25 protein-coding genes are annotated in these 25,626 nt (G+C 57.4%); 20 read left to right on the top strand and 5 right to left on the bottom strand.

Features of this window, described 5'->3' with window-relative positions; translation table 11 throughout:
* The first annotated feature begins 9 nt into the window (after nucleotides 1-9).
* The 6 genes from AC2FD8_RS14455 to AC2FD8_RS14430 all read left to right on the top strand — a co-directional run bounded on the left by AC2FD8_RS14455 (nucleotide 10) and on the right by AC2FD8_RS14430 (nucleotide 3,902).
* The gene (locus AC2FD8_RS14455) at nucleotides 10-168 is read left to right on the top strand and encodes a hypothetical protein (RefSeq protein ID WP_496874312.1); all 159 of its coding nucleotides are present in this window, start codon (nucleotides 10-12) and stop codon (nucleotides 166-168) included.
* Nucleotides 169-248: 80 nt separating this feature from the next.
* Nucleotides 249-407 carry an aldehyde dehydrogenase family protein gene (locus AC2FD8_RS14450; RefSeq protein ID WP_496857383.1) on the top strand — a complete coding sequence of 53 codons (159 nt, stop codon included), beginning with the start codon at nucleotides 249-251 and terminating at the stop codon, nucleotides 405-407.
* Between the two features lie 15 nt (nucleotides 408-422).
* A complete protein-coding gene (locus AC2FD8_RS14445) occupies nucleotides 423-1,352 on the top strand; it encodes a LysR family transcriptional regulator (RefSeq protein WP_496857385.1) in 930 nt (309 codons plus the stop codon).
* 126 nt (nucleotides 1,353-1,478) lie between these two features.
* A complete protein-coding gene (locus AC2FD8_RS14440) occupies nucleotides 1,479-1,895 on the top strand; it encodes a hypothetical protein (protein WP_496857434.1) in 417 nt (138 codons plus the stop codon).
* 18 nt (nucleotides 1,896-1,913) lie between these two features.
* Nucleotides 1,914-2,207: an aldehyde dehydrogenase family protein gene (locus AC2FD8_RS14435; RefSeq protein WP_496874318.1), complete on the top strand. Its 294-nt coding sequence runs from the start codon at nucleotides 1,914-1,916 to the stop codon at nucleotides 2,205-2,207.
* Between the two features lie 222 nt (nucleotides 2,208-2,429).
* Nucleotides 2,430-3,902, top strand: a complete 1,473-nt coding sequence (locus tag AC2FD8_RS14430) for a biotin carboxylase (RefSeq protein ID WP_496857387.1) — start codon at nucleotides 2,430-2,432, stop codon at nucleotides 3,900-3,902.
* Nucleotides 3,903-4,482: 580 nt separating this feature from the next.
* Here the strand turns inward: AC2FD8_RS14430 and AC2FD8_RS14425 are convergent.
* The gene (locus AC2FD8_RS14425; protein WP_496857389.1) at nucleotides 4,483-4,836 is read right to left on the bottom strand and encodes a hypothetical protein; all 354 of its coding nucleotides are present in this window, start codon (nucleotides 4,834-4,836) and stop codon (nucleotides 4,483-4,485) included.
* Nucleotides 4,837-4,869: 33 nt separating this feature from the next.
* The gene (locus tag AC2FD8_RS14420) at nucleotides 4,870-5,373 is read right to left on the bottom strand and encodes a VOC family protein (RefSeq protein WP_496857391.1); all 504 of its coding nucleotides are present in this window, start codon (nucleotides 5,371-5,373) and stop codon (nucleotides 4,870-4,872) included.
* 141 nt (nucleotides 5,374-5,514) lie between these two features.
* Here AC2FD8_RS14420 and AC2FD8_RS14415 point away from each other — a divergent pair, with 141 nt between their 5' ends.
* From AC2FD8_RS14415 to AC2FD8_RS14405, 3 genes are all read left to right on the top strand, one after another.
* Nucleotides 5,515-6,558 (top strand): C45 family autoproteolytic acyltransferase/hydrolase, encoded by a 1,044-nt coding sequence (locus AC2FD8_RS14415; protein ID WP_496857392.1) that lies wholly within the window; start codon nucleotides 5,515-5,517, stop codon nucleotides 6,556-6,558.
* Nucleotides 6,559-6,583: 25 nt separating this feature from the next.
* Nucleotides 6,584-7,450 (top strand): carbon-nitrogen hydrolase family protein, encoded by an 867-nt coding sequence (locus AC2FD8_RS14410; protein ID WP_496857393.1) that lies wholly within the window; start codon nucleotides 6,584-6,586, stop codon nucleotides 7,448-7,450.
* Between the two features lie 496 nt (nucleotides 7,451-7,946).
* The gene (locus tag AC2FD8_RS14405; protein WP_496857395.1) at nucleotides 7,947-9,389 is read left to right on the top strand and encodes a Hint domain-containing protein; all 1,443 of its coding nucleotides are present in this window, start codon (nucleotides 7,947-7,949) and stop codon (nucleotides 9,387-9,389) included.
* A gap of 112 nt (nucleotides 9,390-9,501) precedes the next feature.
* Here AC2FD8_RS14405 and AC2FD8_RS14400 read toward each other — a convergent pair whose 3' ends face one another.
* On the bottom strand, nucleotides 9,502-9,990 hold the full coding sequence (locus AC2FD8_RS14400) for an SH3 domain-containing protein (RefSeq protein ID WP_496857432.1): 489 nt from the start codon (nucleotides 9,988-9,990) through the stop codon (nucleotides 9,502-9,504).
* A 171-nt stretch (nucleotides 9,991-10,161) separates the two neighbouring features.
* Here AC2FD8_RS14400 and AC2FD8_RS14395 point away from each other — a divergent pair, with 171 nt between their 5' ends.
* From AC2FD8_RS14395 to AC2FD8_RS14375, 5 genes are all read left to right on the top strand, one after another.
* On the top strand, nucleotides 10,162-11,148 hold the full coding sequence (locus AC2FD8_RS14395; protein ID WP_496857397.1) for a 2-hydroxyacid dehydrogenase: 987 nt from the start codon (nucleotides 10,162-10,164) through the stop codon (nucleotides 11,146-11,148).
* A 22-nt stretch (nucleotides 11,149-11,170) separates the two neighbouring features.
* Nucleotides 11,171-12,964 carry a gamma-glutamyltransferase gene (gene ggt, locus AC2FD8_RS14390; protein ID WP_496857399.1) on the top strand — a complete coding sequence of 598 codons (1,794 nt, stop codon included), beginning with the start codon at nucleotides 11,171-11,173 and terminating at the stop codon, nucleotides 12,962-12,964.
* 83 nt (nucleotides 12,965-13,047) lie between these two features.
* A complete protein-coding gene (locus AC2FD8_RS14385) occupies nucleotides 13,048-14,457 on the top strand; it encodes an FAD-binding oxidoreductase (protein ID WP_496857400.1) in 1,410 nt (469 codons plus the stop codon).
* Nucleotides 14,458-14,543: 86 nt separating this feature from the next.
* The gene (locus AC2FD8_RS14380; protein ID WP_496857402.1) at nucleotides 14,544-14,804 is read left to right on the top strand and encodes a hypothetical protein; all 261 of its coding nucleotides are present in this window, start codon (nucleotides 14,544-14,546) and stop codon (nucleotides 14,802-14,804) included.
* Between the two features lie 142 nt (nucleotides 14,805-14,946).
* Nucleotides 14,947-17,454 (top strand): GcvT family protein, encoded by a 2,508-nt coding sequence (locus AC2FD8_RS14375; RefSeq protein WP_496857404.1) that lies wholly within the window; start codon nucleotides 14,947-14,949, stop codon nucleotides 17,452-17,454.
* Nucleotides 17,455-17,736: 282 nt separating this feature from the next.
* Here AC2FD8_RS14375 and AC2FD8_RS14370 read toward each other — a convergent pair whose 3' ends face one another.
* Together AC2FD8_RS14370 and AC2FD8_RS14365 are read right to left on the bottom strand one after the other, a co-directional pair.
* Nucleotides 17,737-18,330, bottom strand: coding sequence for a DUF938 domain-containing protein (locus AC2FD8_RS14370; protein ID WP_496874317.1), 594 nt, complete (start codon nucleotides 18,328-18,330; stop codon nucleotides 17,737-17,739).
* Between the two features lie 56 nt (nucleotides 18,331-18,386).
* Entirely contained in the window at nucleotides 18,387-19,460 is a 1,074-nt protein-coding gene (locus tag AC2FD8_RS14365; protein ID WP_496857407.1) for an NAD(P)/FAD-dependent oxidoreductase, read from the bottom strand.
* A gap of 155 nt (nucleotides 19,461-19,615) precedes the next feature.
* Between AC2FD8_RS14365 and AC2FD8_RS14360 the strand changes: the two genes are divergently transcribed.
* The 6 genes from AC2FD8_RS14360 (at nucleotide 19,616) to AC2FD8_RS14335 (ending at nucleotide 25,531) form a co-directional block, all read left to right on the top strand.
* Complete coding sequence (locus tag AC2FD8_RS14360; protein ID WP_496857409.1) at nucleotides 19,616-20,029, top strand: hypothetical protein; 414 nt, start codon at nucleotides 19,616-19,618, stop codon at nucleotides 20,027-20,029.
* 3 nt (nucleotides 20,030-20,032) lie between these two features.
* The gene (locus tag AC2FD8_RS14355) at nucleotides 20,033-21,265 is read left to right on the top strand and encodes an HlyD family secretion protein (protein WP_496857411.1); all 1,233 of its coding nucleotides are present in this window, start codon (nucleotides 20,033-20,035) and stop codon (nucleotides 21,263-21,265) included.
* A 270-nt stretch (nucleotides 21,266-21,535) separates the two neighbouring features.
* Nucleotides 21,536-22,231 carry a GntR family transcriptional regulator gene (locus AC2FD8_RS14350; RefSeq protein WP_496857413.1) on the top strand — a complete coding sequence of 232 codons (696 nt, stop codon included), beginning with the start codon at nucleotides 21,536-21,538 and terminating at the stop codon, nucleotides 22,229-22,231.
* Nucleotides 22,232-22,434: 203 nt separating this feature from the next.
* The gene (gene kynU, locus AC2FD8_RS14345; RefSeq protein WP_496857415.1) at nucleotides 22,435-23,631 is read left to right on the top strand and encodes a kynureninase; all 1,197 of its coding nucleotides are present in this window, start codon (nucleotides 22,435-22,437) and stop codon (nucleotides 23,629-23,631) included.
* A 51-nt stretch (nucleotides 23,632-23,682) separates the two neighbouring features.
* Nucleotides 23,683-23,880, top strand: coding sequence for a hypothetical protein (locus tag AC2FD8_RS14340; RefSeq protein ID WP_496857417.1), 198 nt, complete (start codon nucleotides 23,683-23,685; stop codon nucleotides 23,878-23,880).
* A 40-nt stretch (nucleotides 23,881-23,920) separates the two neighbouring features.
* Complete coding sequence (locus tag AC2FD8_RS14335; protein WP_496857419.1) at nucleotides 23,921-25,531, top strand: alkaline phosphatase family protein; 1,611 nt, start codon at nucleotides 23,921-23,923, stop codon at nucleotides 25,529-25,531.
* Nucleotides 25,532-25,626 lie beyond the last annotated feature (95 nt).

Raw genomic sequence — 25,626 nt, 5'->3', positions numbered from 1 at the left:
CCGTTGTCCATGGTCCTGGTGACAGCCATAAAAATGAGGGCGCAGCAGGACAGGTTGGTATTTCGCTACCCGCCGGTAACACCAGGTTTCAAGAACGTAGTTCAGCCCGGGCGATCTATTTCTATCGTGTTGGTTCTTGAAGATGGCTCAATTGCGCTACCAAACTGAAAACGCATAGACTCAATCAAAGGATGAGCCAGAACCTCCAATCAAAAAACGCTCAGATGTCCCAAATTATCTGACGACGGATGGTAGCGGGAACCGTTTCGATCAACACTGTTGACGCGCTGTCCACCCAAACCCCGTTTGGCGGCATGAAACAGTCAGGCGTCGAAAGGGATTTGTCTTTGCTCTTGCTTGATAAGTATACTTCGCTGAAGACAACCTGGATCAAGCACAAGACCTAAAACGGAGATCTCGCCTTGGCAATCAGGTATACACTGCGACAGCTTGAGTATTTTGTGGCCGTTGGCGAGGCGGGATCTATTGCCGTTGCTTCTGAAAAAGTCGGTGTGTCATCTCCGTCGATTTCGGCGGCAATTTCACAGCTTGAGAAAGAGTTTGGGTTGCCATTGTTTGTGCGGCAACACGCGCAGGGGCTGACACTTACGCGCCCCGGGCGCAAGTTGTTGCAACAAGCTCAGATTGCGCTCGATGAAGCCGACCGGATGGTGGACATAGCGAATGAGATATCCGGGACCGTTTGTGGCAAACTTTCAGTTGGATGCCTGCTAACATTCGCCCAGATGCTGCTGCCTGGTATCCGCCGGAACTTCCAGAATAAGTACCCAGCTGTTCACGTGGCACAAACCGAACTAAACCAAGCAGATATCTTTAGCCACATTCGTCGTTCTGAGATTGACGTAGCCTTAACCTACAACCTCGACATACCGACCGATTTGCGATTTGTTACATTGGCGGAGTTGCCGCCGTATGCGTTGATACACGAAGATCATCCTTTGGCAGATTGCGATGAGCTCGACGTTTGTGACTTGCAGCCGCATCCAATGGTATTGCTGGATTTGCCTTATAGTTCAGAGTATTTTCTGTCCTTCTTCCGGGACAGGGACATCCATCCTAAGATAGTCGAGCGAACTCACGACATGGCTGTTTTGCGTAGCCTTGTCGCAAATGGATTTGGATACTCCATCGCCAACATCCGTCCTCTCAACGATTTGTCGCCTGATGGTAAGTCAATCAAGTTCATTCCTTTGAAAGGTGATTTGCGGCCGATGAGGATGGGACTGCTCATGGCGCCGGATGCCGATAGCTCAATCACCATTCGAGCATTCTGCGATCATTGCCATGACCTGGTTGTTAGCAAGCAACTGCCGGGCATCACTAACTTTTGATGTTACCCAACCCAAGTTCAGAGAGTTCGATTTAAGCTGAATATTGCTGCGGGAGGTTCTGTTGCAAACTCTGTCCTACCAGGTCAGATCAAGTGCAGTTCTGGTAGCGAATTGAACCGCCCCGGTTTGCCCGAGACCCAGAAGTACGGAACACGTCATCCAGAGGAGCTCCGCGCCAGGGCGTTGCGGATGGTTTTGGATCACGAGAGCGAAAACGCGAGCAGGTCGGCAGCGATTTTGTCGATCTCTCAGAAGGTTGGATGCAGCAAGGACAGCCTGCGTTTCCGCGCCAAGCAACATTGGACCGATGCGGGTCAGCGCGATGGCGTGACGACCGCAGAGCGGGATCGCATCAAGGCGTTGGAGCGCGTGAACCGGCAGCTGCGTCAGGCCAATGAGATCCTTAAAAAGGCATCTGCTTATTTTGCGCAGGCGGAGCTCGACCGCCCACTACTCCCGAACAGATCGCGTATTTCGAAGGCGTCGATATCATCGAGGAAGATGGCAGCTGGCTGCGCGTCTATGGTAGCCGTCAGAACGTAACGCCCACTCGGCCAACTACTGACGTCACCTAAGCTGATCAAAGCTCTGGCCGAGCGGGCCAGCGCAATGCAGGTCTCCTCTCCCTATGACGAGGGCGGTGACATGGGCCCGATCATCACGCGCCCACAGTTTTCCAAGGTCCGGGAATATTTGGATGGCGCCCGCGTCGACGGGTTGGATCGGCGGTCTGTGCCGACCCTGCTCGCAGCAAGGCGCTGTGTGATGGTATCTAGGCAGGGCAAATCTGGTGCAAAACGCGGCAGATTGTCTATCCCGACAGCGCATGGGGCGGGTTCAGGGCCAGCGGCCTAGGCCGCGAGTTGGCCCCCTGGGGTCTGTCCGTCTATCAAGGTGTCAAACACGTGACATCGCCAACACAATCAAGCGGTCCGGACAAATCCGAGGTTTCTTGTCCAGGCGATGGATGTATCATGAAAGAGATGCATCCAATTGGTTCAAAAAGGGATGATATGCTCGTTTCCAATCCGGCCGCCTCAGCGCCAAGTTCTAACTGATACCAGCGATAGGGACACTATGACTAAAGCCAAGAAACCCAGTGGACGCCGCAAAAAGCTGAAAACGCTTTCCGAGATTTTTCAGTTTCTGCGCAAGAACGAAACGCCAATTTATATTGTGACGCCGACCCCATATAGCCTTTTAGGCCTGGATCAGTGGGTTGGTGGGGTAGAGTTCATCAACTACTTCGATATTTTTGATGGCAATCACCCGCGCTCTTTTGTGCCCACGCCAATCAGCCATGATGATTTCCAGTCGATGGAAGATGTGGCCAACTATCTGGTGTCGCATCCAGAGTTTGTTGAAAAAGTGCAGGCCAATCCGGCCGCCAAGGCCGTCTTTGTGATGTTCAACGAAAAGACGGAACGGCTTTGTGCTGACATCGGGCTGGACATTGCACTGGCACCTGCCGAAATGCGCGAACGGCTGGACAGCAAGATCGTTACCACGCAGTTGGGCAATGAGGCTGGCGTCGACTCCGCCCCCAACGTGTTGGGGCAGGCAAATACCTATGCTGAGTTGAACGAGCTGGCAGACGACGCTGGTCTTGGCCGCGACCTTGTGGTGCAGACGCCCTATGGCGATAGCGGGCGCACCACGTTCTTCATCAAATCCGAGGCGGACTGGGATAAATTCTCGGCCAAGATCATTGATGAAAAACTGAAGGTGATGAAGCGCATCAATCATCTGCCCGGTACAATCGAAGGCTGCGCCACGCGTCACGGAACGCTTGTGGGGCCGGTCATGACCGACATCACCGGATTTGCCGAAATCACCCCTTATAAAGGTGGCTGGTGTGGCAATGACATCTCTCCCACCATCCTGCCCGAAGGCGTGCCAGAGCAGGTTCAGGAAATGACCCGAAACTTTGGCGATCGTCTGTACAAAGAGGGATATAAGGGTGTGTTTTGTCTGGATTTCCTTTTGGATACAGACACAAACAAGGTGTATCTGGGCGAAGTGAACCCACGCGTCAGCGGGGCGACCCCGCCGACCAACCTGATCACCTCGACCTATGGCGGCTGCCCGCTGTTCCTGTTCCACCTGCTGGAATATCTGAACGTGGACTACGACATTGACGTGGCCGAGATCCAGGCGCGCTGGACCGAGTATGACAACTGGACCCAGCTGATTTTCAAGCAGACCGAAGACAAGGTCGAGCTGATCACCAAAGTGCCGCAATCCGGCATCTGGCAGATGGATGACGATGGCGAAGTCAGCTTTGTGCGTCCGGCGCTGAACGTGACATCGGTCGGCCAGGAAAATCAGGCATTTTATCTGCGGGTCTATGGCACGGGGGATTACTGCTACCACGGCGCCGATCTGGGATGCCTGCTGACCCGCGGCAGGATGCAAACCGATAAACGCAACCTGACCAAACGGGCCAAGCTGTGGAATTCGGGGATCAAGGCGCAGTTCAAATCCATTCCGCTCAAGGCTGAGCAGGCCGTGACCATCCCCGAGGATTTCTCGGAAGGGAAGTGGTTCTAAACCTTTGATAAAAGGGCCGGGACGTACCCGGCCCTTATGCCTCAGCAGCCTGATCTCCAAGAGTTATTGCGACAATGGAAAGTGGGCGCGACATGACAACAGATCTCGTGATCCGGCTTGTGCTGCCAAGGGATGAACCCGAATGACGCAGCCTGTGGGTATCTTGTCTTTCGTTCTATGAAACTACAGTTGACAAAAGTGTTTTTCAGACAGCCTTTTCCCGGCGGTTTCCCGATCAGACCAGCGAATTCAACGGGCTGGTTGCTGAATCAGATGGCAAGCTTGCGGGGCTGGCGCTTTTTCTCTTTCACTGATTTTTGTGATCGGTTGAAGGCAGCTGTTATCTGATGGACCTGTTTCCCGATCCCGAATTTCGCGGCAAAGGAATTGCGCGTTCTCTGATCGAAGAGGTGCACCGCATCGCGGGCGGGGCGGATGTGCCCGGTACGTACCGGATGACCCGGGAACTCAACTACAAGGGTCGGATGTCATACGATCAACTCGCCGAGAAAACGTCGCTCATTGTTATTGTGAACATAGCCTCACGGAGCGTCAAAAATGCGGCCAGACGTTGGCCTGACTACTTCAGGCCTGGGCCGCCCATCGGCCCCTCGCCAGAAGGTTCGATGGGTTCGATATCATTGCGAACCCAGAAAAAGCGAAACCCAAAAGACCGCAGCCACTTTTCCAACCGATCCAGGCTGGACCATTCACGGCGCAGCCCGCGCGCGGATTCGACCAGCGCCCATTGCCCGTCGACCAGAAAATACACGGTCCAGGTGTTCGGGTGCCGGTCATTGTTGGCGAATCCACCACCAGCGACCTCGCGCACTGTGCGCACCGCCACGGGATAGTCGGCGATGCGCTTATCCAACATCAACTCGGGCAATTCACTTTGCCGGATTGTGCTTGTCGGGGCTGGTTCGTTGTCCATTTCGCTCTCTTAGTTGGTGTTACCCAACTACAGTCACGAGATTTCAGTCGCGTCAACCGGCTCAGGTTCAGATACTTCCGGGGCGGTCATTGCGGCACCGCTGCGCGCGGCAATCTCATCCTTGCTCAGAACTTCGACGCGTTCCGCCACGGTCCAGCGATGGCCAAACGGATCTGCCAGAGCAGCAGTGCGTTCACCCCAGAATGTGTCCTGTGGTTCCGAAACTAATGTAGCGCCTGCGGCGACTGCCTGATCAACACTTGCGGCAATGTCTTCTACATAAAGATGCAGCGAGACAGCACCTGCAGCGGTCGGTGCCTGCGGTACATGTCCATGTGCAGCCCAGCCGTTGGTGACAAACACCATGGCGTTGCCCAGCTTGACAGAGGCAAATCCCGGAGCATCGGCGTTGTCTTGATTTTTCACTTCGGCGTCGAATGCATTTTCCAAGAAATTCAGCATTTCAGGAACGTCCAAAACGGCCAAAGAGGCGGTCACAGTTGTATACCCGCGAGGGCGAATAGCTGGTTTTTTCATCGTTCAGTCCTGGTTTGTGTCAGCACGCTCACAAATTGGTGCTTCTGGAAACATTATGGTGCATGGTGTAGCATTTTTGGGTTGCGCATGCAACACCATGCACCATAATGTCGAAAAACATGGCAGGGAAAAAGTATCCAGATGACCGTCGCAGCAGAGCAGGTTCACGACAATCAAACAGCGGGATTCGTAATGAATCGGAACCTGTTGTTGTTGTCGGAAGACCGCCCGCAGGACGGGTGGGCGCAGATCTGCCGAAACTTCTGGCCCGGCTGGAAAAAATGGTATCTTTCCAAGGGAAAGATGTCGGCCACGTCCAAAGAGGCCAAACATGCCGTGCGTCGGTATATACCCGAACTTGAGCGCTTGATTGACCGCCTGTGCGAAGTGGCACCAGACGATGAGAATTTGCATGATTTTCTGACCTTCTGGTGCCCGCCTCGGTATCTGACCAACTGCTCTCAGGCGGCGTCGCGCGATGCACGGGGGCCGTATTTGATTCGCAACTATGATCTTGATCCCGCGTTGAACGAACTGACGCTTCTGCGGTCAGCTTGGCGTGGGAAAAAGATCATTGGCATGGTTGATGGGTTGAGCGGCCTGTCCGATGGCATCAATGAACATGGTCTGGCTGTATCGCTGAGTTTCGGTGGTCGGCTGGCAGTCGGGCGCGGATTTGGTGTCCCGCTGATCATCCGTTATGTGCTGGAAGTGTGCACCGATATTCAGGACGCAATTGAAGTGCTACGATATCTGCCCTGCCATATGTCGTACAATGTGACATTGACGGACCGTTCCGGCAAAGTGGTCACAGCTTTTATCGCCCCCGACCGCCCACCCATGTTCCGCAGCCAGAACTGGGCCACGAACCACCAGCTTGGGGTCGAGCTGTCAGGTCACGGCAGGTTCTCGGCGACACTGGAGCGGGCAGACATTCTGCAAAACGCGATGTCACACGGACCTGCGGATGCCGAAACGCTGAAGCATATCTTTCTTGCCGAACCGGTTTTCGCCAAAAAATACCGTGACGGCTTTGGCACTGTATTCACCTCGCTGTATCGACCGGAAACCTGCTCTGTGGAGTTGCTGTTCAGCAATGGACCAGCGGGGCAATGGACGGTTGACGACACTCCCAACTCTACTATTTCGCTGCAATTCGATGATCAGGGATCTCGAATTCGGTGACCAGACAGACAAGAAGGATAACCCAATGACCAAATTCGCCATCGGTGGAATCCAGATGCATCTAGCGATGCACGACAATATGCCGGAAATGAGAAAGCGGCTGAGCATCATGATGCACCTCTACCCATGGGTGGAAATGGTGGTGTTTTCTGAGTTGTGCCACTCGGGTCCGAACCCTGCCTCGGCCCAGCCGCAGGGCGGTGAGTACGAGACCCAGTGTCAGGAACTGGCGCAGAAATATGGCATCTGGCTGATCCCGGGTTCCTATTTCGAAAAGGGTGAGCAGGACGGCGTTATCTACAACACCTCACCGATCATCAACCCGCAGGGCGAAATCGTCACCCGCTATCGCAAGATGTTCCCTTTTACACCGTACGAGGCACACACAACACCAGGGAGCGAAGTCTGCGTTTTCGAAGTGCCCAATGTCGGCAAGTTCGGTATGTCGATCTGCTATGACATCTGGTTCCCGGAACTGTCACGGCAAATGGTTTCCCAAGGGGCTGAGGTCATTATCAATCCGGTTCTGGCCAGCTTTATCGACCGCCATGCTGATCTGATCATCGCGCAGGCGTCGGCGGCGATGTTCCAGTCTTATGTGTTTTCGATCAATGGGTTGATGGCTGGCGGGAACGGCTATTCGCGTGTCATCGACCCAGCCGGGCAACTGCTGCATGATGGCTGCGTCAACGAAGAGATGATCCCCATTGAAGTGGATTTCGAAAATGTCCGTCGCCAACGGCGCCAGGGCATCCTGAACATGGGTCAGCCTCTCAAAAGTTTCCGTGACACGCCCATGCGATTTCCGATCTATGGCGAGGGTGAACACCGCTCCGACTACCTGGACTCGCTTGGGCTGTTGAAGAAACCTGAACGGCCAATTCGCGGGTAATGTTCGGATCGGGTATTGCCAATCTGTTGGCAACCGATTGTGAAAAATTGGAAAAAGCAAGGATACACTGCCATTGCGGCAGTGTATTCGGCACATGGGCTGAACGTACCGAAGCTGGCCTGATGGTTTGAGGGCGCGCTGAAAACGAACGCGTCTGGTGTCAAAGCACCATCTGGGGGCGGCCGCAAAACCCAAAACGGTTTTGTTGCCATGCCAAGAATGACCGAGTTTTGGGGCTTGCGGGCCCTTGCGCCAAGGCCAAAACTGCACAAGGCGAGAATGACAGCGCAGTGTGAAGCTATCCGCTGGTCAGAGTTCCGCTCAAAAGGGCTGGACTTTCGCAACCCATAGACTTGCCACAAAAACGCTATACTGATGAATAGAGTGGTTTCGGCGACATTGGTGCGACATGCGGCAGCGCGAACCAAGTGCCGGCAAAAATTGGGATTTGCCCATAACTTGAGGAACGGGGAAAGTTCTCTACCCCGGTATTTAGATGGCGATTGGTGAATCAGGCAGTTTTGTTACGGACGGATCTTCTGACAATCCGCCGACCTTTACCGTCACCCTGACCGAAGCCTTGACCGATCCGGTATTCGCTTTCACTGCGACGGGAAACGGTGCCCACAGTTTCAACCTGCGACTTACAGACCAGACACTGGATGCAGACGGAAACACGACGTCCTTCACCGTTACCCTTGAAGAATGGGAATATCTGGACGGCGCGCATCCGGCCATCGAAACCATCAACTGGCTTGCAATCGAAGAGGGCGTGCACACGCTTCCCGACGGGCGCATCGTCGAAGCTGGAAGAACGACAATCGGAAGCACCGGGCAGAATACCGGTGGCTCCGAGACATTCAGTGCGGGATTCACCGACCCTCCGGTCGTTCTGACATCGGTGATGTCGAATAACGACAGCACGACGGTCGACAGTGACCCATCGAATATAACATCCACCGGATTCAACCTGACTCTGCAGGAAGAAGAGGCCGAAGACGGGGTCCACGCAGCGGAAACCATCGGCTGGATCGCGATTCAGGCAGGAGGTGATACGACAAATGGCACCGCGAGCGTTTCTGGCAACTCGGTGACTCACAACACAAGTACCCTTGATCTGGGCGATACGTTTACCAACGGCGTCGTACTTGCTGAAACGCAGACACTTGATGGCCCCGATACGGCGGTTGTTTCGATTGACGGCCAGACCGGTTCAACGGTCAGCGTCTATATTGATGAAGAACAATCAGCCAATTCCGAGACCAATCACACCACCGAAGTGGTCGGGATTGTTGCTTTTGAAGAAGGTCTTATCCCCTGCTTTGCCCGAGGCGTGCGCATTTCTGTGCCCGATGGCACGCAGCTGATTGAACAGCTTTCGGTGGGCGATGCTGTCCTGACCGGCAGCAACGGCCTGCAAACAATCCGTTGGATCGGGTCGCGCAGGTATGATTTTGACGCATTGACCCGAAACCCCAAGCTCCGTCCGGTGCGGATTGTGGCCGGGGCTTTGGGAAATGGCTTGCCGGAACGGGATCTTCTGGTTTCCCGCCAGCACCGGATGGTGGTCAGTTCCCGAATTGCCGAACGTATGTTCGCCACCCGCGACGTCATGATCCCTGCGATCAAACTCACTACTCTGCCAGACATATTTGTCGATGAAGGCGCCGAGTCCGTGGAATATCTCCACCTGATGTTCGACCAGCACGAAATCATCTATGCCGAAGGTGCGCCCTCGGAAAGCCTGTTCACCGGGCCCGAAGCGTTGAGAGCGCTCACTCCTGAAGCTCGCGCAGAGATCGAGGCCATTTTCCCGGAAATTTGCGACCCGAACTTCCTTCCATCCCCGGCTTGCTTCATTCCGGAAAACGGAAAACAAATCAAAAAACTCGTGGCACGCCACCGCAGAAACAGCAAACCGCTCTTTACGGTTGCCTGACGCATCGCCGGTTGTGCCGCCGTGCCAAGGTCGGTTCATTCACAGTGGCAGCGAGAACAACGCAGGTTCAGCAAACCGACTAAGGTAGGGGCCAGGTAAAAAACCAACGGGGTTATTCGCGGATCTCCGACGGTTCGACGCCCCAAAGATTGGCTTTCAGCGTCCATCCCCTGTAGCCCCCTGCTGAAATGCGACACCAGTCCAGCGAACACGCGCCAAGGCGGGCGACCACTCCGGTCTCGAAATGCGCGTTGACGGTCGAGTTCGGATCGGGTCGGGCGTAAACCGGCAGCATTTCGGATTCGATCAGCACCGTGCGTACACCGGACAACAGAGCGTAGTGAACCCAGCCTCCGGCCCCGTCGCGGTCCTGCACCTTGCGCCAGTTGCCGTATTCCGCCGTGATTTGCAGCGGCATGCCGCGCCGTTTGAACACCCAGTCGATTCGGTGGGTCAGGGACGGACCACGGCGCACGTTGCCTTCGGCAGCCTTCATCGAGACATAGCGCGGAAGGGGCAGGTTGGTGACCGGGCCGCGCAGGTCTTCTGCCGCGACCGAAACAGAACCGAACGCAATAAGATACGCGGATAGGATCGCCAAACAAAGGCGTTTCACCGGTAGAAGACCACTCACTGACTGCCTGCTCTTGTGCCTGTTGATGTGCTTTCGAAAAAAGGTCGACTCAATGCCTTTGGGGTTCTTGTGCCCCGCCTTATCCTGCGCCACGATGCCATGACGCAAGCGCGTTTGCAAAGCAGTGGGAGGGCGGAAGTGCCAAGAGAACGTCTGAGTGTTGTTGTTACGCGACGGTTGCCGGAAGCAGTAGAGACACGGCTGAGTGAACTGTTTGATGTTCGCCTGCGCGACAATGACACCCCCATGACCCGAGAGGAACTGGTCGCTGCGGTGCAGCAGGCCGACGTGCTGGTGCCGACGGTGACCGACACAATCGACGGTGGTCTGCTGGGGCAAGCCGGTGAAAATCTGCGCTTGATTGCCAATTACGGGGCAGGGGTCGACAATATCGACGTCTCGACTGCGCGTCAGCGTGGCATTCTGGTCTCGAACACTCCGGGTGTTCTGACCGATGATACGGCCGACATGACAATGGCGCTGATCCTGGCAGTTACGCGTCGTTTTCCCGAAGGCGTCGCGATGATGCAGCAGGGCGATTGGTCGGGCTGGGCCCCGACTGCTTTGATGGGAGGTCGGATCGGAGGGCGACGTCTGGGTATTCTGGGCATGGGTCGGATCGGTCAGGCTGTGGCGCGCCGCGCCAGTGCCTTTGGGATGCAGGTACACTACCACAATCGCCGCAGGCTGCGTCCCGAGATCGAACAGGATCTTGAGGCCACCTATTGGGAAAGCCTCGATCAGATGGTGGCGCGAATGGATGTCATCTCGGTCCATTGCCCATCGACCCCGTCGACATTCCACTTGCTGAACGCGCGGCGATTGAAGCTACTGAAACCCTCGGCTGTGGTGGTGAACACCTCGCGCGGTGAGGTGATCGACGAAAACGCGCTGACGCGACTGATCCGGTCGGGCGATATCGCGGGCGCCGGGTTGGATGTCTATGAACACGGTACACAGGTAAACCCACGCCTTCGCAAGCTGCCCAACGTTGTGCTGCTGCCCCATATGGGATCAGCCACGCTGGAAGGGCGGATCGAGATGGGTGAGAAAGTTATTATCAATATCAAGACCTTCGAGGATGGGCACAGACCTCCGGATCAGGTGGTTCCATCCATGCTGTAATCATATTTTCAGGAGGGAAATTATGCGTATCAACCAGATTTCAGGACTACTTCTGTCTGTCATTGCCTTTGCAGCTCCGGGTTTTGCCCAGGAAACAGCGGATTCCGTGGCCCCCGAAGGTGCGAGCGAAGGTCAGGTTCAAGCCCTGACCGACGAGTTGATCGCGGCGCTTGAGGCCAAAACAAGCGGCGTGCCCGTGCAATCGGAAAACTGGATGGTCGCTGCGGCGAACCCTCTGGCGGTTGAGGCCGGGGCGAAGATCTTGCGCGCGGGTGGATCGGCAGCAGATGCCATGGTCGCCGTGCAGGTTGTTCTGGGATTGGTCGAGCCGCAATCCTCGGGCCTTGGGGGCGGGGCGTTTCTGGTCTGGTACGACGCTGCCACCGGACAGCTGACGACATTGGACGGGCGCGAAACCGCCCCGTTGGACGCGATGCCGACCCTGTTTCAGGATGAAAACGGCGAACCTTTGCAGTTCTTTGATGCCGTCGTCGGTGGGTTGTCCGTTGGCACGCCCGGTACGCCTGCCTTGCTGGAGGAAGCACACCGCCGGTGGGGTCGCTCGCCGTGGCCCGGTCTTTTCACCGATGGTATCCGGCTGGCGGATGACGGGTTCCTTGTCTCGCCTCGTCTGGCCAGTCTGGTCGCGGGTGACGCCGAGCGTCTGTCGCGTTTTCCTGCAACGGCTGAGTATTTCCTGCCCGAAGGAGAGCCGCTGCAGCAGGGCCAACGCCTGATGAACCCCGCCTATGCGGATACCCTGCGCGTTCTGGCCGAGGACGGTGCCGCCGGGTTCTACGGCGGACAAATCGCGTCTGATATCGTGCGGACCGTCCGCACTGCGCCGGGGAATCCGGGCGTATTATCGGGCACCGATCTGGCCCTGTATCAGATCATTGAACGTGATCCGGTCTGCGCGGCCTACCGCGCCTATGAGGTCTGCGGGATGGGTCCGCCTTCGTCCGGGGCGCTGACCGTGGGGCAGATTCTGGGTATGCTGAACAGCTATGATCTGGCCGCGATGGGGCCTGAGAGCATGGAGGCATGGCGCCTGATCGGCGAAGCCTCACGCCTCGCCTTTGCGGATCGTGGGCGGTACATGGCCGACAGTGATTTCGTGCCGATGCCGACCACCGGGCTGGTCGATCCGGACTATCTGGCGCAGCGCGCGGAGCTTTTGAACGCCGAGGACGCGCTGACCGAGGTTGCTCCGGGCACTCCCGAGTTCGATCATGCGTTGAACTTGGCCGATGACGAGTCATTGGAGCTGCCTTCGACCTCGCATATCTCGATCGTCGACAGTTACGGGAATGTCTTGTCGATGACGACGACGATTGAAAACGGCTTTGGCTCGCGCCTGATGACGAACGGGTTTTTGCTGAACAACGAACTGACGGATTTTTCGTTTCGCACCCATCGCGACGGAGTGCCCATCGCGAACCGGCTGGAGCCCGGCAAGCGCCCGCGTTCGTCGATGAGCCCGACCATCGTCATGCAGGACGGCGCGCCGGTTCTGGCCATCGGTTCCCCCGGAGGCAGCCGTATCATTGGCTACGTTGCCAAATCGATCATCGCCTGGGCGGATTGGGATATGGATGTGCAGCAGGCGATCTCGCTGCCCCATCTGGTCAACCGTTTCGGAACCTATGATGTCGAGGTGGACACCGCTGCCGAAGGCTATGCGGATGCGCTGATCGAGATCGGGTTCGAGGTGAACCCCCGCGATCTGACCTCGGGTCTGCATGCGATTGAGATCGGCGAAACTCTCAACGGTGGGGCGGACCACCGGCGTGAGGGGATCGCGCTGGGCGAATAAAACCGGGGTCTTGCCCGGCTCGGGCGGGCCTTTTCGGCATATCGGGAAAGGCCCGCGCATCTGGCGGGCAGGAGAGGGTTAGCATGGTGCAGGCGACGATTTTGCCGCGAAACGAGGCGGGGATCATAACGGCGCTCGGTATCTTGAAGCAACAATTTGGGGATCGGCTGCAAACCGGTACGGCCATCCGCGAACAGCATGGCCACACCACGACCTGGATCACCAATCAAAGCCCCGACGCGGTGGTGTTTCCCCGCACCACGCAAGAGGTCTCCGAGATCGTCAAAACCTGCGCCGCGCATAAGGTGCCGGTAATTGCGTTTGGCACGGGCACTTCGCTTGAAGGGCATGTGAACGCGCCAGCCGGTGGGGTGTCGGTCGATCTGACCCAGATGAACAAGGTGCTGGCGGTGCATGCCGAGGATCTGGACTGCGTCGTGCAACCCGGTGTCACCCGCGAAGACCTGAACGCGCATCTGCGCGATCAGGGCCTGTTCTTTCCGATTGATCCCGGTGCAAATGCTTCACTCGGCGGGATGGCTGCGACCCGCGCGTCGGGCACCAACGCGGTGCGCTATGGCACCATGCGGGACAACGTTTTGAGCCTTGAGGCGGTGATGCCGGATGGACAAATCATCCGGACCGGCAATCGCGCCAAAAAGTCCTCGGCGGGGTACGATTTGGCGCGGCTATTGATCGGGGCCGAAGGCACGCTGGGCATCATCACAGAATTGACCCTGCGCCTGCATGGTATCCCCGAGGCGATCAGTTCGGCCCGCTGCTCTTTCCCAACCGTTGATGCCGCCTGCCGGGCGGTGATGATGACGATCCAATACGGTGTACCTGTGGCGCGGATCGAATTGCTGGATGAATTGTCTGTCAAAGCCGCCAATGCCTATTCCGGTCTGACCCTGCCCGAAACGCCTCTGCTGCTGTTGGAATTCCACGGCTCGGACGCCAGCGCCGCCGAGCAGGCCGAGACCTTTGGCCAAATCGCGGAAGAGTTTGGCGGTACGGACTTTGCGGCAACCTCGTCCACCGAGGAACGCAACAAGCTCTGGCAGGCGCGTCACGACATGTACTGGGCCAGCCTTCAGCTGCGACCGGGCGCCAAGGGGATCTCGACCGATGTCTGCGTGCCGATTTCCCGTCTGGCCGAGGCCGTGGGGGCCGCACAGGACAAAGCGGCCGAGCTTGGCCTGCTTGCACCTGTCGTTGGGCATGTCGGCGACGGGAACTTTCACACATTGCCGCTGATCGACATGGACAACGCCGAAGAAGTCCGCAGGGCCGATGAGTTCGTTGGTTGGCTCAACGATCTGGCCATCTCGATGGAGGGTACCTGCACGGGCGAGCATGGCATCGGGCAGGGCAAGCGCCCTTATCTCGAGAAAGAGCTGGGCCGGGCAACACACTACATGGCCGCGATCAAGGCGGCGCTGGACCCCGACAACATCATGAATCCGGGAAAGATACTGGCCGATCAGCCCTGACGGTTTCCGCGATCTTGTCCGTTTTGTGCCCACAAATCGTCTAGGTGATGTGGTGTCTTGTGGTGAAAGACAAACAGGTGATCAGCATGAGTGCAAAATATCTGGCTGGCTTTGTTGCGGTGGCCGGTTTGGCGGTCGCAGGGCTGGACTACTATCAGAAAGCCAAGACCTCGAACGAAGGGCTGAGCGCAAGGGACTATATTGCAGCCTTCACCGGCGGGGCAGAGGATGCGCCCGCAAGCGCTGACAGCACACCGGAAGTTCAGGAATCGGAAGCCGCCGAGCCGCCCGGCAAGCTGGTGTGCAAGACCGTCGGAAACACCAAACGGTGTCGTTCGGAAGGCTGATGGCTGGTTCTAAGTCGCCATTTAACGACCTGCATCTCACGTGCGGGTCGTTTTTCTTATATCACTGGTCGGATGGCTTCCGCGTTTGATTTCGGAATCAAGCCATATGGTGGCAACAGATTCCAAGGGGAGACACCCGGTTATGAAAACCCAAGTCAAAGCACTGGTCGTTGGCGGCGGCGCCGTCGGAACCTCGATTGCCTATCACCTGGCCAAAGCGGGCTGGGATGATGTGATGTTGATCGAACGGGACGAGCTGACCTCAGGCTCGACCTGGCATGCAGCGGGCTTGCTGCCGCTGTTCAACATGTCTTACGCGACGACCCACATCCACAAGTATTCGGTCGACTTCTACAAGCAGCTTGAAGAGGAAACCGGTCTGAACGCGGGCTTCGCCGTGGTCGGCAACCTGCGCATGGCGCAGACGCAAGAGCGTATGGACGAATACATGCTCTATGCGTCCACAGCCGAGACCTGCGATGTTGCCTATGAATGGCTGACACCCGAGCAGATCAAGGAACGCTGGCCGCTGATCGAGACCTCGGACCTGAAAGGCGCGATCTACCACACTGAGGACGGCTATATTAACCCCGCCGACGTGACACAGGCGATGGCCAAGGGTGCCCGTCAGCGTGGCGTGGACATCGTGCGCAAGATGCAGGCCGATGCTTTTCACTGGACCGGCACCCACTGGGAAGTCACCTGCACCAAGATGGTCGAAAAGGGCGGTAACCTGGTCCCCTCTGACGAGCAGGTCGTGATCACCGCTGAACATGTCGTGACGGCATCGGGCAACCACGCACAGCGCACCGCCAAGATGCTGGGCATCAAGATGCCCGCAATTCCGGTTGAACACACCTTCATCGTCATGGACAAAGACCCCGAGCTGGTCAAATGGCGCGAAGCGGGCAACCCCGAGCACCCTGTTGTGCGCGATGCTGACAATGAATCCTATGCGCGCGAGGAACGCGGCGGCTGGATTCTGGGCATCTACGAACATGGCGCACCCGCGCAGTTCGAACATGGCGTGCCCGACAGCTTCCGCGCCGACCTGTTCCCACTGGATCTGGACCGGATTGCGGATCAGTATATGGCGATGGCCGAGCGTGTGCCGTCCTGCGCCGAATCCGGTCTGAAGGACGATTTCAACGGCCCGATCTGCTATACGCCTGATGGCAACCCGCTGGTCGGTCCCGCTCCGGGTCTGCGCAACATGTGGCTGGCCGAAGGCTTCAGCTTTGGCATTACCGCCGCAGGCGGGACTGGCTACTATCTGGCGCAGATGATGGTCGATGGCGAAGCCGAGATCGACATGGCCTCGCTGGACCCCAAGCGGTACTCGTCGAACTGGATGACCACCGAGTTTGCAGCCCGCAAGAACGAAGAGTGCTATGAGCACGTCTACATCCTGCACCACCCGGATGAAGAACGCGAAGCCTGTCGCCCGCTGCGGACCGTTCCGGCCTATGAACGTCAGAAAGCCCGTGGCGCACAGTTTGGCTGGGTCAATGGTTGGGAACGTCCGAACTATTTCGGCCCCGTTGATGCACCGGACAATTTCGACAAAGAAAGCCGTTCCTTCCGTCGAGGTGGCTGGTGGCAATATGCCGTCGAAGAGGCCAAAGCAATCCGCGAAGGCGTTGGCCTGATCGACGCGTCGGCCTTCACCAAGCATGTCGTCAAAGGCCCCGGAGCGACCCAGTTTCTGGATTGGTTCACCTGCAACAAGCTGCCCAAGGTCGGGCGTATCAACCTGACCTATGCGCTGACGTCGCTTGGCACCACCCGTACCGAATACACCATCGTCCGCAATGGCGAGAACAACTACTATATCGTCTCTGCTGGTGCCTGGACCGAGTACGACGCCGACTATCTGCGCAAGGCGGCCGAGGACAAGATGGAGGAGTTCGGCTACATCGAGATCCAGGACGTGACCACCCAGTGGGGCGTCTTTGCCATCGCCGGACCCAAGTCGCGTGACGTCCTGAAAGAGGTCATCAAAGACGCCGATCCAGAAACCGCACTGTCGAACAAGCGCTTCCCCTGGCTTTCGGCCCGCCAGATCGAACTTGGGATGTGCCCGGTCAACGCGATCCGCGTGGCTTACACCGGTGAGTTGGGTTGGGAACTGCACCACCCCGTAGAGATGCAGAACTACCTGTTCGACCTGCTGGAAAAAGCCGGTGAGAAGCACGGTATGAGGCTGGTCGGTGCGCGTGCTCAGAACTGGCTGCGTCAGGAGAAATCCTACCGCGCCTTCGGCACCGAACTGGGCCGCGACGCGACCCCGCTGGAGGCCGACCTGCCGCGCTTTGTCGATCTGTCGAAAGACTTCTACGGCAAAGCCAAGCTGGAAGATACCGGCGTGCGCGTGAAATGCTGCACCCTGTTGATCGACGGACCCGACGATGCCGACCCGTGGGGTCGCGAGGCGCTCTACACGCCGGAAGGTGCGCGCGTGGGTCGTCTGACCTCGGGTGGGTATTCGGTGGCCTTCGAGAAATCCATTGGCATGGGCTATGTGACGCCTGAGTTGGCGGTCGAAGGAACCAAGCTGAAGGTCAAGATTCAGGACAAGCTGTGGGATGCCGTGGTCACCTGCGACAGCCCCTACGACCCGAAGAACGAAACCATCCGCAAGGACGGCTGACCTTCTGGACGATTGCGGCGGCGCGAGGAAATGCGCCGCCTGCGGCGACACATGCCTCCGGCGGAGGTATTTTAAAACAGAAGAAGCAGGGGCTGGTGCAAGATCCAGCCCCCCTGCTTTTGGCTAGGGGGGCCTTCTCCTGTTGCGGTCATCGGCGCCTCCGCCTGTACCGCAAATTCACAATCGCATTTCAGAGTTAACGATCCGTTACTTCTTCTGTTCAAAAATACCTCCGCCGGAGGCAAGCCTGCGTCAGCAGGCTTTGACTAGCCCAATTGCCGCTCAGGTTCCTGGTCGTTGTGCAACAAACGCCAGATTGTTGGAGGGCATTTCGATTTGGTGAATCAACTGCAAGCGGTAGTGCTGTAAGCGCGCTTTGATCTCGGTGTCGTTCTTGTATCCGATCTCTGGATCCTGTGAGATGAGGGCTTCGTGGAATTTCTCATCCCCAGGGCTAGTCAATAAGCCGTCTCGCTTGAATGGGCCATAGAAGATCAACCTGCCGCCCGGACGCAGCGCCTTTGAGGCTTCGCTGAAAAAAGTATCAGTTTCGGGCCATGAGATGAGGTGTAGCAGGTTGATCAAAACGATCAGGTCTTGTCCTTGAAAGGTCGTCTGCCAGCCTGCGGATGTAGCGTTCAGATCGGTGGCAGGCAGGATATTGGAAACATCCGTTGCGTAGGCGTCGATACTGGCGCGGCGGTCAGGGTCGATTTCCGTGGGTTGCCAGACCAAGTTGGGCAGTGTCTTCGCAAAGGCAGCAACATGCTGGCCGGTACCGCTTGCGATCTCGAGTGCGCAACCCGAGGCAGGGGCCATCCTGGCCAACAAGGCGCAAAGCGCGTCCGAGTTTCGGCTTGCCGCCGGGGCGATCATTCGGGCCCCGTCGCCTTGCGTCGCGACGCTGGCATTCGAAGGCAGCGCGCGTTTGGTCATGATCTTAGCCTTTCCACATGCAACTGCGCGACAATGTCCTGAGGCAATACAGACGGCGCGCCCGTCACGAGGCCGGCCAGCAGGGATGAGGCAGCAGGCGATGTCTGGAATCCGTAGCCACCTTGCCCGCCGCACCAAATGAACGAGCGATCCTGCGGGTCCGGCCCCAGAACCAGCGTGCCATCCGATACAAAGCTGCGCAGTCCGGCCCAGTTCGCTTCGAGCCGGGTAACCGGGGTCGTCACCATCGCCTCATATCGCGCCAGCCCTTCGGCAAGCACCATATCGTCGGCATAGGCATCGTGCGGCGTTGTCGGCTCGGCTTCGGAGGGTGAGACCAGATATTTGCCCGCATCCGGCTTGGCGTACCAGCCTTCCCCCGACCCCATCAGCATGGGCCAGTCGGACACATCATGCCCTCCCGGCGCGGGAATGCGCGCCACAGAGCGACGTTTCGGAACGATGCCAATGGGCGGCAGCCCGGCCATCGTCGCGACCTCATCCACCCATGCGCCGGCTGCGTTGACCAGGTTTCGGGCCTCGAACACGTCGCCTGCCTGAATGACCCAATGCCTGGTTTTTCGGATCCCGGTGACGGCCTGACGGGTCAGGATCGAACCGCCGTTCCCTCGGATCACGCGTGCGAAATCCTGCATCAGGCGATCGGTATCGATGTCGAAGGCGTTCTCACTGATGGCAGCATGGCCCAGAACGTCCGGGTTCAGGATCGGGACCTTGTCCAGGGCCTGCTGCAGCGAAATGGAGCGTACATTCAGCGCCTCGACATCTTTGGCAAACAGGTCTGCCTGATCGTAGCTGGCAACCAGCATGAGGCCGCGGGGGGTCAGGTACCCTCCGTTCTCTGTGTGCAGGTACTCCACCCCCGCCTGATTGAGCGCAACGACTGAGCGGGGGCCGTAGTTTTCCTCGAACAACGCGGCCGAGCGGCCTGATGCGTGATAGCCCAGAGCGTCCTCAGCCTCGAGAACGGTGACAGAGCCATGGGCAGACAGGCGCGCGCCCGCGCTGAGGCCCGCGATGCCGCCGCCGATGACAAGAAAATCAATCATAGTTTGGTGGCCGGGAAAGAGTGTATTGAAGCAGATGTCATAAGAGCCTTGGTGCTTGTGCCTAGAATGTGCTTGGATTTCGAAGAACTTTAAACAGGCTTGAATTTGGCGATCAACCCGGCCAGAGACGCTTGATAGAAAAGAAGGAGATTAAGGTGACTTCAGCGGACCTACATCCCATGGCTACGGGACATATCCCCAAATATGTCGTCGCAGCCGACGGGAGCGATTATCTCTTTTCAGTAATGGTCGTGTTTTTCGTCGCTCTCGTGGTGATGATTGGTGTCGGATATCTGACGCTGCATTCGGTTCCCGAGAAGATGGCGCATGAGAACAACCACCCTCAATTCCAGTTGGTGGGCATTCTGGCGCTGTTGGCACTGTTCACACATAACGGCCTTTTCTGGGTCGCAGCCGTTCTGGTTGCCGGGTTCCAGTTCCCCGATTTTGCGACACCGTTGCGAAACATAGCGGATGCCATCCGCTCGCTAGGGCAATCACTTGCGCCTCAGGCACCGGTCGAACCGGCCCCTCCGGCACCGCAGACCAACAACACGCCGGAGCAATAAACCATGATCGAAACGATGCTGTGCGCCCTGATTACGGTGCTTCCGGATTACCTGTTTCGCCGCTTTGTCCAGGGCAAGCGGATCGGGCATGAGATTACCCTATTCACCATGTGGTACGAGCTGCGCTGGGGCCTGACCACCTGTGCCATTTTGGCGCTGACTGTGATCACCACGCTGTTCTACTTTCATCCGGCCTCCAGCACGGCGGCCTCGTATTTCCGAACGGTCACAATCCTGCCGCAACTGGGTGGGCGGGTGTCCGAGGTTTATGTCCGCAACAACGAGGCGGTCATCGCCGGTCAGCCGATTTTCCGGATCGAGGATTTCACCCAGCAGGCGCAGGTTCAATCAGCCCATGCGCAGGTCGCGCAGGTTCAGGCCTCATTGAAAGTGGCTGAAACGGATCTGGCGCAGGCGGATGCCGGGATCGCCGGTGCGCGCGCAGCCTTGGCGCAATCGGTCGAAGACCTTGAACGCAACACCACACTGCGCGACGAAGGCTCCAGCGCGGTGCGTCTGGCCGAGATCGAACGGTTGGAGAACCTGGTGGCCGAACGCGAAGCGCAGGTCACCGCAGCCCAGTCGCAACGCGCCGCCGTGGTCCAGCAGATCGAAGAGCTGATCCCGGCCCAACTGGCCAGCGCCAATGCCCAGCTGGACGCAGCCCTGACCGAGCTGGACAAGACCGTGATCAGCGCGGGCGTTACCGGTCGCGTGGAACAGTTCGGTCTGCAGGTTGGCGATTATGTCAGTCCGCTGTTGCGCCCGGCGGGTATTCTGGTGCCTTCGAACTCGGGTCATGACCGGTTTCAAGCTGCCTTCAATCAGCTATCGGCTCAGGTCATCAAACCGGGCATGATCGGAGAGTTGGGCTGCATGACCAAGCCATTCACCGTAATCCCGATGGTTGTGGTTGAGGTGCAGGACGTCATCCCTTCGGGCCAGATCCGACCCACGGATGAGCTGCGCGACGTGCAAAGCAATACGGTGCCCGGCTCGATTTTGGTGTATATGGAGCCGCTGTATAAAGGCATGGCGGACGATATCCCTGCGGGCAGCAACTGTCTGGCCAATGTCTACACGGACAACCACCACAAGCTTGAGGATGAAAGCCTGGGCTTCTGGAACAAGGCGTTTCTGCATGTGGTCGACACGATCGGTGTGGTTCACGCAGCAGGCCTGCGTTTGCGCCTGATCCTGATGCCGGTGAACACGCTTGTGCTGACCGGGCATTGACGTCGACAGGTTCATCTCGTCCCGTCTGTCGAGGTGAACCTGTGATCCAAAAGGCTTGTCTGATTGCGACAGGTTATAGAATAGGTGATCCCAAAACCTGCATATGACGTGGAATACGAATTGACCGGTTGGTGGCGCCAAATCAAAGGGCAGGGGGCATCCAGTTTTGCGGAGTCGCCTTGCAAGGGTCTGCTGCCGAGGGCTTTCTGACCCGCCCAACATCCTCTATGATAAGCAAAATCGTATTTCATTTTGGATTGCACAGAAAACATGGTCAACAAATCTGATCTCGCTTATCAGCACCTGCGAGACGCAATTATTTCCGGCAAAATCGCGCCGGATGTCCCTTTGCGCATCGCAACTCTGGGCAAGGAAACAGGCTATGGCACCACACCTGTGCGCGAAGCGTTGCGGCGGCTGGAGGCAGAAAGCCTGGTCGTTTCCGAGGTCAATCGCGGATTCCGGTCTGCGCCTTTGTCTCTTGACGAAATCAAGGACCTTGAGAGCAGCCGCCTTGTCGTTGAAACCGCCTTGTTGAAGGAATCGATTTCGCAGGGGGACGACCAATGGGAAAGCAGAATTGTCGCCGCGTTCTACCAGTTGTCCAAAATGGATGTGCCGGTAGACATGCCTGACCAGCTGACCCAAAACATCTGGGCAGAGCGACATCAACACTTTCACGATGCTCTCATCGGGGGGTCGCGGTCGAAATGGCTGTACGTATTTCAAGGGCAGATCAACGAACAGCTGCTGCGCAGGTTCAAGTTTACGATGAACGAGGCCCTCTTGAGAAAGTTGGAAGAATCCCCCGAACTCAAAAGCGCGTTCGAGCAATCCCTTGGCGTGCCCCATCACAAGCTTCTGATGGAGGCCACTCTGGACCGAGACTCTGTTCGCGCGGTTGCGCTGCTTGAGGAACATATCCAGTTCGCGGCCCGTTTCTTTGCCCGGTGTTTTCCCGATTGACGAAAGCAGCTTTCAAATTTCTGATATCCAGCTGGCAGAAACTACTTGCCCGTTAAAATCGTATATGATTTACGCAATAATGCATTAAATTGACTGTCCTGAATACGTGATGCGCTTCATCCCCGTCGGGTCGTGCAGTGGTCTGGTCCGATGTCGCGGAGACGTTTCGAGTTTTTCAGTCATATCAAACCGGAGAGATATCTATGACCGACTTCGAAAAAACGCGCGCCATGTTTGATATCCCCGAAGGGGTTATCTACCTCAACGGCAACTCGCTTGGCCCGATGCCAAAAGCAGCGCCCGGAGAAATGACCCGTTTCCTGAACGATGAATGGCGATCCGAACTGATCAAGGGTTGGAACACCAAAGGTTGGTGGACGGCCGCCAACGAACTTGGGGATCGGGTGGGCAAGCTGATCGGCGCGGCCCCGGGCACAACGGTTATCGGCGACAGCCTGTCCATCAAGGTCTTCCAGGCCGTCGCCGCGGGTCTGGCCATGGTGCCCGAACGCCGTGTGATCCTGTCGGATAACGGCAATTTCCCCTCGGACCTCTATATCGCCGAAGGGCTGATCAAGCTCAAGGATCAGGGCTACGAACTGCGTATCCCCAACCCCGAGGATGTTCTGGACCAGATCACCGAAGAGGTCGCCGTTGTTATGGTGACCGAGGTCGATTACCGCACAAGCCGTCGCCATGACATGAGGGCGATCATTGAAAAGGCGCACAGCCTCGGCGCGGTCGTGGTTTGGGATCTGGCGCATTCGGCGGGCGCGATCCCGGTTGATCTGGGCGGGCTGGATGTCGATTTTGCGGTCGGTTGCACATATAAATACATCAATGGCGGCCCCGGTTCGCCCGCCTTCATCTATGTCGCGCCCCGGCTTCATGACAGCGCCGAACCCTATCTGTCGGGCTGGTGGGGGCACGCAAACCCGTTTGCCTTCGACACTGGATATGAACCGTCGCAAAACCACATCACGCGCATGCGGATCGGCACTCAGTCCATCGCGGCCTTCAACCTGCTGGCCACGGCATTGGATGTCTGGGATCATGTGGACATGGCCGATCTGGATGCGCGCCGCGTGGAACTGTCCGAATTGTTCATCCACGAGGTCGAGGCGCGCTGCCCCGGCGTGACCATGGCCAGCCCACGCGACCCGAATGAACGTGGCAGCCACATCGCGTTCCGTTTTGAACACGGCTACGCCTGTATGCAGGCCCTGGCCGCGCAAGGCGTATTTGGCGATTTCCGCGCGCCTGACACGATGCGCTTCGGCTTCACGCCGCTTTTCATCAACGAAGACGACGTTCTCAAGGCGGTGAGCATTCTTGAAGATATCCTCAAGAACGAAACCTGGAAGGATGACCGGTTCCAGGTGCGCTCAAACGTGACCTGAGCTCCAGTCAGGCGACATTCTGCAAAGGCATTATCGTTTGATGCGCTGAGTTTGCCGGGCAGCGCATCGGCCGCGATTCTGATCATCGCGTTCTTTCTAGGCCCCCGCTTTGAGCTTTCATTTGGGCAGACCGCAACCCTGTTGCGGGGTGATGTGACCAATCTGATCAACCACCCGATTGCCTTGGTGTTGCTTGTGATGTCGGTATTTACGATCTACTGGCTGGGTTTCAGAAACCGGTCGGCGTAAAATTCGCGCGCAATGTCGCGAAAAGGGGAAATGAAAACTGATGGCAAAGAACATCCTGTTTATCATGTGCGATCAACTACGGTTTGATTATCTGGGGTGCTCGGGTCATCCCAGCATCAAGACCCCGAATATTGATGCACTTGCCGCACGTGGTGTCAGGTTCGACAAGGCCTATGTTCAGTCGACCATATGTGGTCCCAGCCGGATGAGCTTTTACACCGGGCGCTATATGCGTAGCCACGGATCGAACTGGAATGGGTTTCCCCTGCGCGTGGGCGAGATGACATTGGGCGATCACCTGCGCCCTTTGGGGGTGCGGACCGTGCTCTGTGGGAAAACCCACATGCGGGCGGATATCGAAGGGATGAAGCGGCTGGGGATCGACCCGACCACCGGTATAGGCGCGCTGACCTCGGAATGCGGGTTCGAGGTCTGGGACCGCAATGATGGTGTGATACCGGACGGGTCCTCAAAGCTTGGGACGCAATATAACAAGCACCTGACCGAGCAAGGCTTCGATGGCCCCAACCCCTGGCACGAATGGGCCAATTCGGGTCGGGGGAAAGACGGTGATATCCTGTCGGGCTGGTTGCTCAAACACGCCTCGGAACCCGCAGCGGTCCCAGAGGAGGAGTCCGAGACGCCCTATACCACCACCCGCGCGATTGAATTCATGGAGCAGGCCAAAGATGATAACTGGTGCCTGCATCTCAGCTATATCAAACCGCATTGGCCCTATATCGTGCCGGCCCCCTATCACGACATGTATGATGAAACCGACATCATCCCCGTCAAACGGTCCGAGGCCGAGCGCGAAAACCCGCACCCGTTGCTCAAGGGGTTTTATGATCATCGCTATTCACACGCCTTCAGCCGGGACGATGTGCGCAAGAGCGTCATCCCGGCCTATATGGGCCTGATCACCCAAATCGACGATCAGATCGGTCGTTTGATGACCTACCTCAGGGAAAGCGGGCAACTGGATGACACGTTGATCGTCTTTACCTCGGACCATGGCGATTATCTGGGCGATCACTGGCTGGGTGAAAAAGACCTGTTCCACGATCAATCCGCGCGGGTTCCACTGATCATCGTAGACCCGGACGCGCGGGCTGATGGGACCCGTGGCACGGTGGTACGGGATCTGGTCGAGGCGATTGATCTGCTACCCACATTTGTCGACTATCACGGCGGCGAAATCCCGGATCATATTCTGGAAGGCCAATCCCTGATGCCCTGGCTGCATGGGCATCCTGCCCAATCTCGGGAAGTCGCAATTTCGGAATATGATTATTCCCCGCGGCCCCATCTGCGCCACCTCAGCCCGGATGCCAGCAGTTGTGCGCTGACTATGGTGTTTGACGGGAGGTGGAAAATGACATGGGTCGAAGGCCATCGCCCGATGCTTTTTGATCTGAAAACCGACCCGGACGAATATCACGATCTGGGCGCGGACCCATCCCATCAGGATCAGATCGACCGGTTGAGTGCCGCCATGTTTGCCTGGGCGCGCAAACAGCACAACCGCGTCACGGTCTCCAATCGTGAGGTCGACGAAGAAATGTGCCACGACGATGCGGTCGAAGGGGTTTACCTGGGGTTCTGGGATGAAGATGAGCTAAAAGCATGGAAGGATCAGAACCCTGCATAGTTTGCGTCGGCAGTGCGAAAAACTGCCGGTCAAGGTTCTCTGCGATTTTCTGCTGTGTTTCAGTCATGCCACTTTGGTAGAGCGATCACTCTACA

This window comes from Ruegeria sp. YTSC192, assembly GCF_059609705.1.
Note: the sequence above shows the minus strand (reverse complement) of the source record. Positions and strands in the feature narration are given on the sequence as shown.